The 13,881-nt window shown below is 64.3% G+C and carries 13 protein-coding genes and 1 tRNA gene; 5 read left to right on the forward strand and 9 right to left on the reverse strand.

Annotated elements, in window-relative coordinates:
- Positions 1-41: 41 nt before the first annotated feature.
- Together AAA989_RS05125 and AAA989_RS05130 are read right to left on the reverse strand one after the other, a co-directional pair.
- Positions 42-1,862 (reverse strand): DUF6538 domain-containing protein, encoded by a 1,821-nt coding sequence (locus tag AAA989_RS05125; protein WP_338241613.1) that lies wholly within the window; start codon positions 1,860-1,862, stop codon positions 42-44.
- Positions 1,863-1,972: 110 nt separating this feature from the next.
- A tRNA-Leu gene (locus AAA989_RS05130) sits at positions 1,973-2,059 on the reverse strand.
- 266 nt (positions 2,060-2,325) lie between these two features.
- Here AAA989_RS05130 and AAA989_RS05135 point away from each other — a divergent pair.
- A complete protein-coding gene (locus AAA989_RS05135; RefSeq protein ID WP_338241614.1) occupies positions 2,326-3,267 on the forward strand; it encodes a complex I NDUFA9 subunit family protein in 942 nt (313 codons plus the stop codon).
- A gap of 25 nt (positions 3,268-3,292) precedes the next feature.
- Here AAA989_RS05135 and AAA989_RS05140 read toward each other — a convergent pair whose 3' ends face one another.
- Together AAA989_RS05140 and AAA989_RS05145 are read right to left on the reverse strand one after the other, a co-directional pair.
- On the reverse strand, positions 3,293-4,066 hold the full coding sequence (locus tag AAA989_RS05140; RefSeq protein ID WP_338241616.1) for a hypothetical protein: 774 nt from the start codon (positions 4,064-4,066) through the stop codon (positions 3,293-3,295).
- A gap of 34 nt (positions 4,067-4,100) precedes the next feature.
- Positions 4,101-5,036: a hypothetical protein gene (locus AAA989_RS05145; RefSeq protein WP_338241617.1), complete on the reverse strand. Its 936-nt coding sequence runs from the start codon at positions 5,034-5,036 to the stop codon at positions 4,101-4,103.
- A gap of 139 nt (positions 5,037-5,175) precedes the next feature.
- Here AAA989_RS05145 and AAA989_RS05150 point away from each other — a divergent pair, with 139 nt between their 5' ends.
- Positions 5,176-6,366, forward strand: coding sequence for a transaldolase family protein (locus tag AAA989_RS05150; protein WP_338241618.1), 1,191 nt, complete (start codon positions 5,176-5,178; stop codon positions 6,364-6,366).
- A gap of 10 nt (positions 6,367-6,376) precedes the next feature.
- Here the strand turns inward: AAA989_RS05150 and AAA989_RS05155 are convergent, their stop codons facing one another.
- Positions 6,377-7,228 (reverse strand): PfkB family carbohydrate kinase, encoded by an 852-nt coding sequence (locus AAA989_RS05155; protein WP_338241619.1) that lies wholly within the window; start codon positions 7,226-7,228, stop codon positions 6,377-6,379.
- Positions 7,229-7,326: 98 nt separating this feature from the next.
- Between AAA989_RS05155 and AAA989_RS05160 the strand changes: the two genes are divergently transcribed.
- Positions 7,327-7,461, forward strand: coding sequence for a hypothetical protein (locus AAA989_RS05160; protein ID WP_338241621.1), 135 nt, complete (start codon positions 7,327-7,329; stop codon positions 7,459-7,461).
- On the opposite strand, the gene AAA989_RS05165 is transcribed toward AAA989_RS05160, so the two are convergent.
- Positions 7,458-9,080 carry an AMP-binding protein gene (locus AAA989_RS05165; protein WP_338241622.1) on the reverse strand — a complete coding sequence of 541 codons (1,623 nt, stop codon included), beginning with the start codon at positions 9,078-9,080 and terminating at the stop codon, positions 7,458-7,460. The two genes, AAA989_RS05160 and AAA989_RS05165, sit on opposite strands and share 4 nt — an antisense overlap.
- 254 nt (positions 9,081-9,334) lie before the next feature.
- Between AAA989_RS05165 and AAA989_RS05170 the strand changes: the two genes are divergently transcribed.
- Positions 9,335-10,177 carry a glycine/sarcosine N-methyltransferase gene (locus AAA989_RS05170; RefSeq protein WP_338241623.1) on the forward strand — a complete coding sequence of 281 codons (843 nt, stop codon included), beginning with the start codon at positions 9,335-9,337 and terminating at the stop codon, positions 10,175-10,177.
- Complete coding sequence (locus tag AAA989_RS05175; RefSeq protein WP_338241624.1) at positions 10,167-10,997, forward strand: SAM-dependent methyltransferase; 831 nt, start codon at positions 10,167-10,169, stop codon at positions 10,995-10,997. The genes AAA989_RS05170 and AAA989_RS05175 overlap by 11 nt, the downstream gene beginning before the upstream one ends.
- A 16-nt stretch (positions 10,998-11,013) precedes the next feature.
- Here the strand turns inward: AAA989_RS05175 and AAA989_RS05180 are convergent, their stop codons facing one another.
- The 3 genes from AAA989_RS05180 to AAA989_RS05190 all read right to left on the reverse strand — a co-directional run bounded on the left by AAA989_RS05180 (position 11,014) and on the right by AAA989_RS05190 (position 13,799).
- The gene (locus AAA989_RS05180) at positions 11,014-11,898 is read right to left on the reverse strand and encodes an amidohydrolase family protein (protein WP_338241626.1); all 885 of its coding nucleotides are present in this window, start codon (positions 11,896-11,898) and stop codon (positions 11,014-11,016) included.
- On the reverse strand, positions 11,891-12,964 hold the full coding sequence (locus AAA989_RS05185; protein WP_338241627.1) for a 4-oxalomesaconate tautomerase: 1,074 nt from the start codon (positions 12,962-12,964) through the stop codon (positions 11,891-11,893). The genes AAA989_RS05180 and AAA989_RS05185 overlap by 8 nt, the downstream gene beginning before the upstream one ends.
- 163 nt (positions 12,965-13,127) lie before the next feature.
- A complete protein-coding gene (locus AAA989_RS05190; protein WP_338241628.1) occupies positions 13,128-13,799 on the reverse strand; it encodes a 4-carboxy-4-hydroxy-2-oxoadipate aldolase/oxaloacetate decarboxylase in 672 nt (223 codons plus the stop codon).
- Between the last annotated feature and the right edge of the window lie 82 nt (positions 13,800-13,881).

Raw genomic sequence — 13,881 nt, forward strand, 5'->3', positions numbered from 1 at the left:
CTAGACGATTGGCTGGATAGGCAGCTTCCCATCATCCTTCTTCAAGACGAACAGGGCGCTTTCCACCGCCTGACTGAAGCAAGGTCGACCCCGAAGTTGGAGATTTTTGCGATCTCCGCACCAAGGGGCGACAAGTCGCCGTATCTCCCAGTCGTCCCAATGGTTTTGTGCCCCATCAGGTAAGCAAGAGCCTCGAAGGATACACCACTGCTCCTAGCTACCGTAGGGAAATTATGACGCAGTTCTCTGAGTTGGCGCTTGCCTTCGCCGATCACGCCATGTGCGCGAATATACTCGCCCCACCATCGCGCCCAGCCGTCATAGAGGCCCTTCGTCGTTTGGGTCAGTTTCGGAAAAAGAGCCAGCTCTGCCTGATCTTCTAGCCAGCGGAGATAATCTGGAAACCCAAGATCAAGGAGAGCCTGAGGGATTGGGAAGGTCCTTTGACCAGAACCATGCTCGGAAGTCTTGAGGCGTCTCGGTCCCATTACTGGGTGGTCGCCTTCGTCGGTGTATCTCATCATCCATTGGCCGCGGCTGTCCTGCCAGAAATCTTCGCAGACCAACTGCGCGATTTCTCCCGGCCTCGCGCCGGTGCACAACGCGAGTAGCGGTATCCAATACGCAGCCTCTCCTCTACCCCGGCTGGGGCGTTCGTGCTGAGTGAAGACCGGCAGTGCAAACATAGCTCGCAATTCGTCTCTGCTCAGTGCGTTACCGCCACTTCTTTTTTCTACGTTGATGGCGTAATCTCGGAAGGGATTGTCATCGCGCTCAATTAGGCCTCTGCGACGAGCTTTGCCCCAGATTGAAGAGAGCACTCCCAAGTGCTGCTGCAAAGTTTTGCCGGTCAAACGCCGCACATCTTTGCGACCGGAATAAAGCTCGACGAGTTTGGGAAGCGGCATTGACGACTGACGCCGATCTAATTTGGCCGGCCTTTCTGCTACCAGATCAAGCCATCGAGTGACGTCTGCTCGAGTGATTTCCTTCCATCCAATGTCGCCATGAACTTCTCGCCACAAGCGCAGCCCTGTTTGCCAGATTTGACGGGTGGAACGGCTGACCGGATTGACCTTCTGCGCTAACAGGTCTTCCGCAAGCGCGTCCATCGAGAGGGAAGCGGTAGGTCTTTGGGGGGTCGACCTCGCAACGGCGACTTCGTTACGCTCCGGCTGGGCCTCCACCTCGACGTCTGCGCCCTCGTCGAGCAGCAGGGCCAATTTTGTGGCGGAGGCCATGTCTTGAGCCAGCAAAGCACGGCAGAGCTGAAAAAACTCATCCGAACGTGTGTCGAAGGTCAGACCATACTCGCAAAGAAGATTTTCGACTGTGTTTCCTTCTGCCTCAATCACCCCGCGTCTATCGCCGTCCGCGACCAGTCGCCTCCAGTGTTCGCGAAGTCCGGGTAATGCCTCGCGCAACCTTTCGGCGTTCGACCACGGTCCTTCTCGACCGGCTAGCGCCGCCCCAGCCGTGTCCATGAAACCAAGAGGTGCGTAGCGCCACGCGGAGGCAGCCAACCACCCTCGCCGTGCGTCATTCTCGTCAAAATGCGTGTCGACAAGGCTAGCCTGGAGCCTATGAGCATGGGTCTTCGCCAAGAATGGTATGTCCGCTTCCGCTAGCGCGGGAAGCTTACCTTCGACCTTTATTCGCGCAGATCGCTCCAGCCGTTCATACTCTGCCTCCGCCTCGCTGAAGCGGCGCTGCGCTTCTGGGTCGGACAAAGTCTTGGCCTTGAGCGACCGTTTCACCTCCCGGGAGGGCACGAATGGCCGCAGCTCGGCTGGGAACACGCGACGATAAGACAAGCGACCAGTCCGCTTATCCCGCTCGATATGCTTGGTCATGATACCCACGAATAACGCCTCCGACGCGAGGCGTTTTGCACCGCCTCTTTGTGCTGCGAAGCGTCCGAAAGCAATGGATTTCAGGGATTTCCGCAGATTTCCGCCATCTGCGAGATTGTTGGTGCCCAGAAGAGGACTCGAACCTCCACGGGGTTGCCCCCACCGCCACCTGAAGACGGCGCGTCTACCAATTCCGCCATCTGGGCACCCTTGGCGTCGTGCGGTCGTGCCGCTGTCGCCGGGTAGGGGCGGGCCGATAGGACAGGTGAGGCGGGCTGTCAACGAGTCGTATCGCGCTGTGCTGTAAAAAGTTCTCCGCCGGGGACGAGCACCGGCGCCGGCATCGTCCATCCCCCAGGCGCGGCGCGACGATGGCCCGACAATCGACCTAGGGAGGCATTGAAGGCCGCGCGCGTTTCGGGCTAAGGGCACCGCGTTCGAAACATCCCTTTCGCTAAGGATCATGGCGCACATGGCACGCACTTCCCCGCTCGACGGCAAGCTGGTTACCCTGATCGGCGGCAACGGCTTCATCGGCAGTCACGTGGCGCAGGACCTGCTGGAGCGCGGCGCGCGCGTGCGTATCGCCGCGCGCGAGCCCGAGAAGGCATTCAAGCTGAAGCCGCTGGCCAACCTGGGGCAGCTGCAGTTCGCCCGCTGCAACGCCATGGACGAGCGCAGCATAGAGGCCTGCGTCGAAGGGTCGGACGCGGTGGTCTACCTGATCGGCACGTTCGAGGGGAACCAGCAGAAATTGCAGGCCGACGCCGCCGGCCACGCCGCGCGCGCCGCCGCGAAGACAGGGGCGACGGGCTTCGTCTACATCTCCGCCATCGGCGCCGATCCCGAAGCCAGCACCGGATACTACCGGACCAAGGGCGATGGCGAACGACAGGTGCTGGACGCCTTTCCGAAGGCCACGGTGATCCGCCCCTCGGTCGTGTTCGGGGAGGAGGACGGTCTCGTCCCCATGTTCGCCGACATGGTGCAGATGATGCCGATCATGCCGGTGTTCGGGGCCGACAGCGAATTCCAGGTCGTGTGGGTGGACGATGTCGCCGCCGGCGTCGCCGCCGCGCTGGAAGACCCGGCTTCTCATGGCGGCAAGACCTACGAGGCGGCAGGCCCGGAGAAGCTCACCATGATGCAGATCCACCATATGATCGCGGACGGTCAGGGCCGCGAACGCAGGTTCTTCGCCATGCCCGATTCCATCGCGAGCATCTTTGCCAGCATGCCGCTGACGCCGATCAATTCGGATCAGCTGGCCATGCTCAAGGAAGGCAGCGTGGCGAGCAAGGGCACGCCCGGCCTGGCCAAGCTGGGCATCAGTCCGAAGCCACTGTCGCTATTCCTCGACAGGTGGATGGTTCGCTACCGCAAGCACGGTCGGTTCAGCGAAAAGCGGGCCTGACACAGGGCCCGTCGCTCGCCCCCGGCTAGTCGTTCTCCGCCACTTCGACGCCGCGAAGGCGGGTGGATGCGGGCAGGTTCGGAATGCCTTCGTACAGGCGACTTAGCCAGGCCGCGTCGAAGTCGCTCAGCTCTTCCGGCTGCTGGTCCTGCGCCGCGAAGAGGTTGAGCATCGTCCCCTCGCGCTCGTTCGCCTCGTCCGGGTATTCGGTCGCCAGCGCGCGCAGCGTGGCGAAGTCGGCGATCTGACGCAGGGTGAGGCCCTGCACGCTTTCCTTGTCCATAAGCACCAGCGCATAGGTAATGTCGTGGCGGACGGGTCGGTAGATGCGCGAATGGGCCTGCCACATGCCGGCCTCGGGCGGAGTGACCAGGTTCTCGTTCCGCCCCACGCGAATGCCGTCGCGGGTACGCGGCGCAACCTGATGCCAGACGCCGAAGGGCCCTGCCTCGGCCAGCATGTCCGCCCGGTCGGCCGGATCCATGTCGCGGAACAGGTAGCCGCGCCGCTGAACAAGGTCCGCAAGATAGGCCTGGCTGTCATCGACGATGGCCACCACGAGGTTGGGATCGCAGTCCCCTTCTTCCGCAAGGCGCAGGCCGAAGCGCTCCGCATTCATGCGCAGGCGCGTGACCACCAGTTCGGCATATTCCTGTTCGAGGCCAAGGATGCCGGGGCATAGCCGGTCCTCGAACCGCGGAAGCGGTTCCTCGATGATGCCGTCCGCCTGGGCGGGCATAGCCACAGCGAGGGCCGACACAGCGGCGGCGATCAGGGTCTTGCGAGCGATGTCGAACATGCAAAGCGACTCCTTCGGTCCTTGCTTATAGCATCTATTCGCCCGCCGCGCGCGCAGCGGCTTCGGCGTCCTCCTCTGCCATCAGGCGCAGCTGGCGCGCGGTGCCGCTGATCTTGCGGTAGGCCGGCAGGTTGGGAATGCCGTCGTAGAGCGAACGCAGGTAGGCTTCGTCGAATTCGGTCATTCCCACCGGGGGCGTGTCGCTGTCGAACAGCGAGAGGATCGAATCCATTACCGTGTCGCGCGGTGCGCGCGTCTGCGCCAGGCCGCGCATGGTGGCATAGTCCGCCAGCTGGCGCAGCGACATGCCGGCAACGGCAGCGCGATCGAAAGTGATCATCACGCTCGAGATGTCGTTGCGGATGGTGGTGTAGATGCGGGTATGCGCGCCGAAGGACCCGGTGCTGGGCGGCGCGGCCAGGTTGCGCACCTGGGCGATCGGCATGCCGGTCAGCGTGCGCGGCTCCACGTTGGTCCACACGTGCACCGGTCCGGGCTCCAGGATGTCGTTCTTCTGCCCGCTGTCGAGAAAGCGGAAGTATTCCGGGCTTTCCTCCATCAGCTGGCGGAACACCGCCTCGCCATCCTCGGCGAACATGATCACGAAATTGGGGCGGCAATCGTCATCCAGCAGGCGGATGCCCAGCCTGTCCGCGTTGGCGCGGATACGCGCGTTGAGGGCGAAGGCGAAATCCTCCTCCAGCCCTACCACGCCGGGGCACAGCCGATCCTCGAAACGGGCGAGCGGCGCTTCCAGAACTCCGCCGTTGCCGACCGAAATATCACGTGCCTGGCGTTGCACCTGACCGACCGAGACCGATTCCTGCGTGCCGGTCACGACGATCTCGCCGCTTTCGCCCTCGCCGCTTTCGTTCGGCGGCGAATCGCGCTCGTCCTGCGCTGCTGCGGCGGCGGGCAAAGACAACGCCGCGAAGGTGGCGAGCCAGGCGAGTCGGGCGGACAAAGTCATCTTGCAGGCACGATAGAAGCCATGGTTTGCGCTGCAAGACGGCAAAAGGTCACAAAACGTCGCACAATGGGTGCCAGTATTTGACTAGCCCCGCCCGGCAGTGCGAAGGCGCACTGCAAACAGATCGGAGAACCGTCCCATGTCCAAGCACGTCCTCGAAAATCTAGCCGATACTAATCCCGATGCGGAAATCTGGTGGGACAGTTCACCGCTGGTCTATCCCAGCTGGAAAGAGGAAACGCTGGCCGCCGCGCCCGACGGCAAGAAGGAAGAGTGGGAAGCTCAGCTTACCCGGTTCTACAAGCCGGATGCCCCCGCAGACATGGGCTTTCGCGGCGTCACCACCAATCCGCCGCTGTCGCTGCAGGCCGTGCAGCTCGACCCCGAAGGCTGGCGCAAGCTGGTGAAGGATATCGCCGCGTCCGATCCCTCGCTCGACGTCGAAGGGGTATACTGGAAGATGTACCTGCACCTGGTGAAGCTGGGCGCCGACGCGATCCGCCCGAAGTTCGAGGCATCGGGCTACAAGTACGGCATGCTTTCGGGCCAGGTCGATCCGCGCTTCGTTACCGATGGCGAGGCCATGCTGGAGCAGGGCCTGTCGATCGCCGCGCAGGGCGACAACGTGATGGTCAAGCTGCCCGGCTCCAAGGAAGGGTACGAAGTGCTGGAGGAACTGACCGCGCGCGGCATTTCCACCAACAACACCACCAGCTTTGCCGTGGCGCAGTACAGCGTGTGCCGCGCGGCGGTGACGGCGGGCCTGCAGCGCGCGAAGGCGGCGGGCGTCGACCTGTCGAAGTGGCGCAGCGTCATCACCCACATGTCCAGCCGCCTTGGCGAAAAGGGCGACTGGAAGACGCAGGCCAAGCAGCGCGGGATCGAACTGTCACTGGACGAAATCCGTGATGGCGAGGAAGCCGTGCTGAAGCGCGCCTACTGGCACGGCAAGGACATCGACCATCCCAGCAAGATGCTGCAATGCTCGATGCGCGTGGAGAAGGACAAGGACGGCAACACCGTCTCGCGTCATATCGAGGACTTTGCCGGCAGCGACATGGTCTACACCTGCCCGCCCAGCTACATCAAACAGCTGATGGACGTGGAGGATGAACTCGCTCCGCTCGATCCCAAGGCAATCGAGCGCGAGGCGAACCCGGCCAGCGTGGAGAAGCTGATGAAGCTCCCCTCCTTCCGCCAGGCCTACGAATTCGAAGGCATGAAGCCGCACGAATTCGCGCAGTTCGGCAGCTTCCAGGCGACCGCGGCCGAGTTCGCCGCCGCCACGCGGCAGACGGTCGACTTCGTGCGGATGGTGATGGAGGGGTAAGCCGCGCGGCTTACAGATCGGCGATCCACTTGCGCGTGCCGAGGTGGCGACAGCTTCGTGCAGCCACCTCGGCGGCGCGGGTCAATGCTGTCGGCACATCTTCGCCCGCCGCCAGGAAGTGGCAATAGGCACCGTGGAATATGTCGCCTGCGCCCAGCGTGTCGATGGCATCGACGCTGGGCGCGGCCACCTCTCCCTTCGCCCCGCCCGCACTCCATGAAATCGGCCCCGGCCCGCGCGTGATTGCCGCGACCGACGGGCCGAGCGCGTGGACCGCCTCGAGAATGTCCGCGTCGCCGTGTCCGGGCGGATGGAACCGCTCCGACACGATGGCGTGATCGACATGGGCGATCAGGTCGCCGGTCCACGGTTTCCACGATCCGCCGTCCAGCACCACGGGGATGCCGCGCTCACGCGCTGCCTGCGCCAGCGGAACGGCGATCTCGGGCAGGAAGCCATCGCAGTAGAGCACATCCACACCTTCGAGGCAGGATGGACCGGGCACCGCGCGGGCTACCGCCTGCGGGGGCTGCTGATCGACGATCGTGCGCGTGCCGCCATCGGGCACGACGATGATGCTGGAAACGGGAAGCACCTGGGCCTCCGGATCGGCAAAATCCTCAACAGGCACGCGGTAATGATCGAGCTCGCCGCGCACGGCGTCGGCGAATGGGCCCGCGCCCAGCAGGGCGAACAGCCGCACTGCGCTGCCGAGCGCCTGCGCAGTTACCGCTCCGTTCAGGGCGGACCCGCCCGCCCCGGCCCAGAACTGCGTTGCCGAAAGCTTGCCGTCTTCCACGGGGAATGTGGGACAGGAATAGCCGAGATCGAAAGTGGCGCGGCCGACGCAAAGTATGCTCATGCAGTTCCCTTAGCCGATCTGCGACGGCCGGGGGAACCGGCCCGCCCGCCAGCCGCTTCTGGCAGGTGCGCTCTGTTGTTGAATTCTTTGTCCACTTCGTGATGGCGATCACCGGCGCGCTGGGCGTGGCGATTGCCTGGGTCGGTGCGCTGTCGCTGCTCGGAGCATTCGGCCTTGTGGGCGGCGGCTGGTTCTGGCGCAGCAGGAAGCGCCGCGACAAGCACCGGCGCTAGACGGCGCCTGCCTTACCTGCCCGCTCCTCCACCCACTGGTCGCGCAGCTTGAACTTGCGAATCTTGCCCGAGCCGGTCAGCGGCCATTCGCTCACCTGCTGCCAGTGCGCGGGGCATTTCTGCGGGCTGATCTGCGAGCGGCAATGGGCGCGCAGGGAATCGGGATCGAACGTCGCGCCCTCATCCACCCGCACGAACGCGGCCACCGCTTCGCCCAGCACGTCGTCGGGCACGCCGACGACGGCACATTCGGCGACGTCGGGGTGTTCCAGCAACACGTTCTCGATCTCCGCCGGGAACAGGTTCTCGCCGCCGCGGATGATCATCTCCTTCACCCGGCCGGTGATCTTCACATAGCCCTGATCGTCCATCGCCCCGAGGTCGCCGGTGTGCAGCCAGCCCTCGCCGTCAACGGCGGCGGCAGTCGCTTCGGGATCGTCGTTGTAGCCGAGCATGGTGGAGGCCGAACGGCAGCGTATTTCGCCCACCTCGCCGCAGGCCACGACCTCGTTCGTCTCGGGGTTGAAGATGCCGACCTCGCAGCCGAGAGCCGGCTGGCCGATGGTGGTGATGATCTTTTCGAAATCGTCGTCCGGGCGGCCGCTGGTGATAAGCGGGCTGCTCTCGGTCTGGCCATAGGCGACCAGCGTATCGGCGCCCAGCACGTCGCGCACGTTGCGCGCCAGTTCGGGGGCGACCATGGCCCCGCCCATGCCGATGCGCTGGAGCGAGGATAGGTCGCGCGGCTTCGCCTTCTGTGCCGCCACCATCGCCACTGCCATGGTTGGCACGCAGATCGTCCAGCTGATCTTCTCCGCCTCGATGATATCAAGCGCGGCACCGGGATCGAAGGCCAGCAGCGGACAGTAGGCTCCCGCCGATTGCAGTGCACCCAGCACGCCCATCGAACAGCCCATGGTGTGGAACAGCGGGGTGAGGCCGATGGTGCCGAGGCCGCGCGGCAGGTCGCCCACCTCGATGAACAGGCGCGCGTTGTTGGTCAGGTTGCGGTGCGACAGGACCACGCCCTTGGGAAAGCCCGTGGTGCCGCTGGTGTACTGGATCTGGGCCGGATCGTGTGTATCGACATCGGGCAGCGAGCCCGAGGGGTCGGTGAACAGCGCCGCCTCGTCGTGCAGGTCCACGATCTCGCGCAGCGCGGGCAGGTCGTCCGCGACCTCCGCCGCGATGGTCGCCATCGGGTTGCCGCGGAATTCCCGCACGAGGAAAAGCGCGGCCGAGGTGCTCTGCTCCAGCACGTAGGCAAGTTCGCGTTTCTGGTAGGAAGGATTGACCGTGACCAGCGTCAGCCCGGCCAGCGCCGCGGCATATTCCACAAGCACCCATTCGGGCACGTTGGGCGCCCATACCGCCACCCGTTCTCCCGGCTGGAATCGAGTGGCAAGGCCCTTCGCCAACCGTTCCGCGTCCGCCAGCAATTCCGCATAGGTCCAGCGCCTGCCGACCGTTCCGTCGGGCAGGCCTTCGAGCAAGGCATCCTTTTCGCCGTTGTCGGCCGCCTGCTGGCGCAGCAGACCGCCGATCGTGGTGTCGTGGATTTCGTCGTCGGCGAACCAGTCGCACAGCGCGCGGTCCAGCCTGCGCTCTTCACCAGCCATGTCTCTCTCCATGCCGTGCCCGCCTGCGGGAAATCTGCAGCGAGACTGTTTTCTGCCCCGGTTATAACCACTTCGCCGCCATGACCAAGAGATGGCCGTTGCAACGTCGAGAATTCTATGGAACGCATGGGTCTCTGCAGGGTCATAACTGTAACGGACCGTCCGTTTCGGACCCACTGCGCACGCCCGGATCGGGGATGGACCCGCCATGGCCCGCCAGCAGCGTGCATTTAGCATCGAGAGGGGATCAACCGATGGCAGAACGCGATTCCAGCGCACGGAGCGCGCCCAGCGTATTCGCTCCGCACGACAAGCAGGATTACGGCGAAGATCCGAACGCCGTTCGCGATACGGATACCTATACCTCGGAATACATCCGCGGTTTCGTGGACAAGTGGGACGAGCTGATAGACTGGGACTCGCGCGCGAAGAGCGAGGGCCAGTTCTTCATCGACATGCTGCGCGCGAGGGGAAAGACCTCCGTCCTCGACGTCGCCACCGGCACCGGCTTCCATTCCGTGCAGCTGTTGAAAGCCGGGTTCGACGTGTCGTCCGCCGACGGTTCGGCTGAGATGCTGGCCAAGGCATTCGACAACGGCGTGAAGAACGATGTCGTGATCAAGACCATCCACGCCGACTGGCGCTGGCTGAACAAGGACGTTCACGGCAAGTACGATGCGATCATCTGCCTCGGCAACAGCTTCACCCATATCCACGATGAAGACGACCGACGCCGAGCGCTTGCCGAATTCTATGCCGCGCTGAAGCACGATGGCATCCTGATCCTGGACCAGCGCAACTACGACACGATCCTGGACGACGGCTTCTCCACCAAGCACAAGTACTATTACTGCGGTGACCAGGTGACGGCGGAACCCGAATACGTCGACGAGGGGCTGGCCCGGTTCAAGTACACCTTCCCCGACGGGTCCACGCACAACCTGAACATGTTTCCCCTGCGCAAGAAGTACGTGCGCGACCTGCTGCACGAGGCTGGCTTCCGCAAGATCACCACCTACGGCGACTTCCAGGAGGAAGGCGACGAGACCCACCCCGACTTCTTCATCCACATCGCGGAGAAGAGCTATGACGGATGATGTGGCGCAGGGCGTCGCCACCGCACGCGACTACTACGATTCGGACGAGGCCGTCGGCTTCTACAGCCAGGTATGGGGCGGGGAGGACATTCACGTCGGCCTCTATCACGATACCGACGATATCCGCGAGGCGAGCCAGCGCACGGTTCACGCCATGGCAGGGAAGTTGGCCCCGCTGGCAGGCAAGCGCGTGCTCGATCTGGGGTCCGGATACGGTGGCGCGGCGCGCGTGCTGGCCGGCGAATACGATGCGCGCGTGACCTGCCTCAACGTCGCCCAGGTGGAGAACGAGCGCAATCGCAAGCTGACCGCCGAAGCTGGCCTTGCCGACGCCATCGAGGTGATCGATGCCAGCTTCGACGACATGCCTCTAGGCGATGCGCAGTTCGATGTCGCCTGGAGCCAGGACGCCATCCTGCACGCGCCGGATCGCGGCGCAGTGCTGGACGAGGTAGCCCGCGTGCTGAAGCCTGGCGCGCTGTTCGTCTTCACCGATCCCATGCAGGCCGACGACCTGCAGGACAGGCAGGCCATGCAGCCCATCTACGACCGCATCCACCTGCCCGACCTCGCCTCCATCGGCTTCTACAGGTCACAGCTGGAGCAGCGCGGGTTCGAGACGGTCGAGATCGACGAGATGACCGACCAACTGGGCACACACTATCGCCGCGTGCGCGAGGACATGCTGGCCCGGCAGGACGAACTGGGTCTCTCCGACGAATTCGTGGAACGCATGTCCGAAGGGCTCGGCCACTGGGTGAACGGCGCTGCAGAGGGTCGCCTGAGCTGGGCGATCATGGTGTTCCGCAAGAAGGGCTGACCCCCCCGGCGGCTTGCTAGTCTGCCCAGTAGAGCCGCATGGGGTTGTCCACCAGCAGCTTGCGCTGCAGTTCGGCGGAGGGGGCGATGCGCGGGATCATGTCCACCAGGTGCCCGTCATCGGGCACTTCGTCCTGCATGTTGGGATGCGGCCAGTCCGTTCCCCAGATGCAGCGATCGGGATAGTCCGCCACCAGCGGCGCCACGGCAGTCGCGAAATTGTCCCACGGATCGCCCTGTCCGCCTTCCTTGATCGCATCCAGCCGGTCCGGGCAGGTGGGTTTGAACCAGATGTCCTCCCGACTGTCGAGCAGGTCGCGGAAGGCGCGCATGTCCGGCCCGTCGGGCCCCTGCGTCACGTCGGGGCGCCCCATGTGGTCGATCACCACCGGCACCGGAATTTCCTGCACGAAGGATTCCATCTGCTCGAGGATGTCGGCCTCGAAATAGATTACCACGTGCCAGTCGCGCGGCAGGCGGTTGGCGACGGCCAGGAACTTGTCCTTGGGGGCGTTGTCCACCAGCCGCTTCAGGAAATTGAACCGCACGGCACGGATGCCGCCATCGTGGAGGGCGTCCAGCTCCTCGCGCGAAATGTCGGGATCGACCACGGCCACCCCGCGCGCCTTGCCCTCGGCCTTGGCGATGGCGTTCAGCGTGGCGGCGTTGTCGGTGCCGTGACAGCTGGCCTGGACGATCACGTTTCGCGAAAAGCCCAGGTGATCGCGCAGAGCGAAGAGCATTTCCGGCCCCGCGTCCTCGGGAATGTACTTCGCCTTCGCACTGAAGGGGAACTGCGCCATCGGCCCGAACACGTGGCAGTGCGCGTCAACCGCGCCGGGCGGCGGGGTATAGGCAGGCTTCGACGGGCTGGGATGCCACGAGGTAATGCGATCAGACATAGACTGTCCCGTCCATCAGTTTTCTTGCGGTGCGCAGCAACGCGGCGCTGGTGACGTCGCCATTCTCGTCGACCTTCATGACGCAGGTCGTCTCGCCGCTTGGATGTTCGATGCTCAGCGTCTTTTTCCGTCCATCGGGGATGTCGGCCACTTCGGCAGCGGGCGATCCTTCCACGAGGCAGGCTGTCGCCGCCGTGACAGCGCCCAGCACGCCGATGCTGGCGTGGGCGCGGTGGGGTATGAAGACGCGGGTGGTGACGGCGCCGCCATGCTTCGGCGGGGCGACCAGTGTCATCTTGGGCACAGACTTCTCTTTCACGTCGCCTAGGTTCATCATCTTGCCGGCCGCCAGCCGGATCGCCTCGATCTTTTCGCGGATCGGCTTGAAGGCATCGGCCTCCAGCTCCTCGCGCGTCTCGTAGCCGGTTGCGCCGACGTCCTCCGCCTTGAAGACGATGCAGGGCATGCCGTTGTCGATCAGCGTGCAGCGCACGCCCTCGATCTCGTCCACCGCGTTGCCGGTGGGCAGGAGAGCGCCGCAGCTAGAGCCCGCCGTATCGCGGAATTCGACCGGGATCGGCGCATGGCTGCCGGGCACGCCGTCGATCTTCGCATCGCCGTAGTAATTGACGTGCCGGCGGCCGATCTCGTCCGCAGGCGTCTGCACGCTGGCGACGGCGGTCTGTCCGGTGTTCTCCATGAAGATGGTGACGTCGGTCACGTCCGTGGTCGCTTCGACCAGCCCGCGCTCGATGGCGAAGGGGCCGACGCCTGCAAGGATATTGCCGCAGTTCTGCGCGTCGGAGACGATGGCCTGGTCCACGAAGACCTGCAGGAACAGGTAATCGACGTCGCAGCCATCGCGCTCCGACTTCTTCACGACCGCCACCTTGCTGGTAAGCGGGTCCGCCCCGCCCATGCCGTCGATCTGGCGCGGATCGGGACTGCCCATCACGCCCAGCAGGAACTGGGCGCGCTCGTTCTCTTCGGCGGGGAGATCGGAGGCGAGGAAATAGCCGCCTTTCGACGTGCCCCCGCGCATCCACATGACCGGTGCCTGGTTCATTGCATGAGGTCCTTCCTCAGTCTCGGTCGATCAATTCAGCAGTTCCGCCGCGATCCATATCAGGAACAGCGCCAGTGCCATGCCCACCACATAGGTGGTGCATGCAGTGGAAAGGACGGTCGGCAGATGGAGTTTCGGCCTGCTCATCGAGCACGTGTCGATCTCAGACCCACTTCAGCCCCATGTCCTTCAGCTTGTCGCGGAAGCCGTACATGTCGAGACCAAGCTCACCGCTTTCCAGCCGCTTGCGCTTCTCTTCCTCGTTGGCCTCGCGCGCCTGCGCCTTCTTCAGCACTTCCTCTGCATCCTCGCGCTTCGTCACGCACACGCCGTCGTCGTCGGCCACGATGATGTCGCCGGGGCGGATGAAGGCGCCCGCGCACACCACGTCGACGTTCACGCTGCCAAGGCTCGCCTTGATGGTGCCCTGCGCAAAAACGCGCTTCGACCACACGGGGAAATCCATTTCCTTCAGGTCGCGCACGTCGCGGATACCGGCGTCGATGATGAGGCCCTTAACGCCGCGCGCCTGGGCGCTGGTCGCCAGCAGGTCGCCGAAATAGCCGTCCTCGCACGGGCTCGTCGGCGCGATTACCAGCACGTCGCCCTCGCGGCACTGCTCGATCGCGGCATGGACCATGTAGTTGTCGCCCGGCGGCACCGAAATCGTCACGGCCGAGCCGCCGATGCGCGCTCCCGGATAGATCGGGCGCATGTAGCTGGCGAGCAGGCCGGTGCGGCCCTGCGCCTCGTGCACTGTGGCGACGCCGCAGGCCCCCAGCGCGCTTACAGTCTGCGGATCGGCACGATCAATATTCTGGACGACGACACCCATAGCTGGCGATTCTCCTCTCGGTATGCTTTTGCCCCGCGTGAACCCGCGACCCGTCCCTCGTCAAGGAGGGGTCGCGACATCA

The sequence above is a fragment of the Aurantiacibacter hainanensis genome (genome assembly GCF_036321025.1).
Classification (GTDB): Bacteria; Pseudomonadota; Alphaproteobacteria; order Sphingomonadales; family Sphingomonadaceae; genus Alteraurantiacibacter; species Alteraurantiacibacter hainanensis.

Bases quoted from the DNA above. Each gene is read 5' to 3' on its own strand.
- AAA989_RS05175 (WP_338241624.1), top strand. From the start codon at position 10,167: ATGACGGATGATGTGGCGCAGGGCGTCGCCACCGCACGCGACTACTAC.
- AAA989_RS05180 (WP_338241626.1), bottom strand. From the start codon at position 11,898: ATGTCTGATCGCATTACCTCGTGGCATCCCAGCCCGTCGAAGCCTGCC.
- AAA989_RS05150 (WP_338241618.1), top strand. From the start codon at position 5,176: ATGTCCAAGCACGTCCTCGAAAATCTAGCCGATACTAATCCCGATGCG.
- AAA989_RS05155 (WP_338241619.1), bottom strand. From the start codon at position 7,228: ATGAGCATACTTTGCGTCGGCCGCGCCACTTTCGATCTCGGCTATTCC.
- AAA989_RS05185 (WP_338241627.1), bottom strand. From the start codon at position 12,964: ATGAACCAGGCACCGGTCATGTGGATGCGCGGGGGCACGTCGAAAGGC.
- AAA989_RS05165 (WP_338241622.1), bottom strand. From the start codon at position 9,080: ATGGCTGGTGAAGAGCGCAGGCTGGACCGCGCGCTGTGCGACTGGTTC.
- AAA989_RS05170 (WP_338241623.1), top strand. From the start codon at position 9,335: ATGGCAGAACGCGATTCCAGCGCACGGAGCGCGCCCAGCGTATTCGCT.
- AAA989_RS05135 (WP_338241614.1), top strand. From the start codon at position 2,326: ATGGCACGCACTTCCCCGCTCGACGGCAAGCTGGTTACCCTGATCGGC.
- AAA989_RS05140 (WP_338241616.1), bottom strand. From the start codon at position 4,066: ATGTTCGACATCGCTCGCAAGACCCTGATCGCCGCCGCTGTGTCGGCC.
- AAA989_RS05145 (WP_338241617.1), bottom strand. From the start codon at position 5,036: ATGACTTTGTCCGCCCGACTCGCCTGGCTCGCCACCTTCGCGGCGTTG.
- AAA989_RS05190 (WP_338241628.1), bottom strand. From the start codon at position 13,799: ATGGGTGTCGTCGTCCAGAATATTGATCGTGCCGATCCGCAGACTGTA.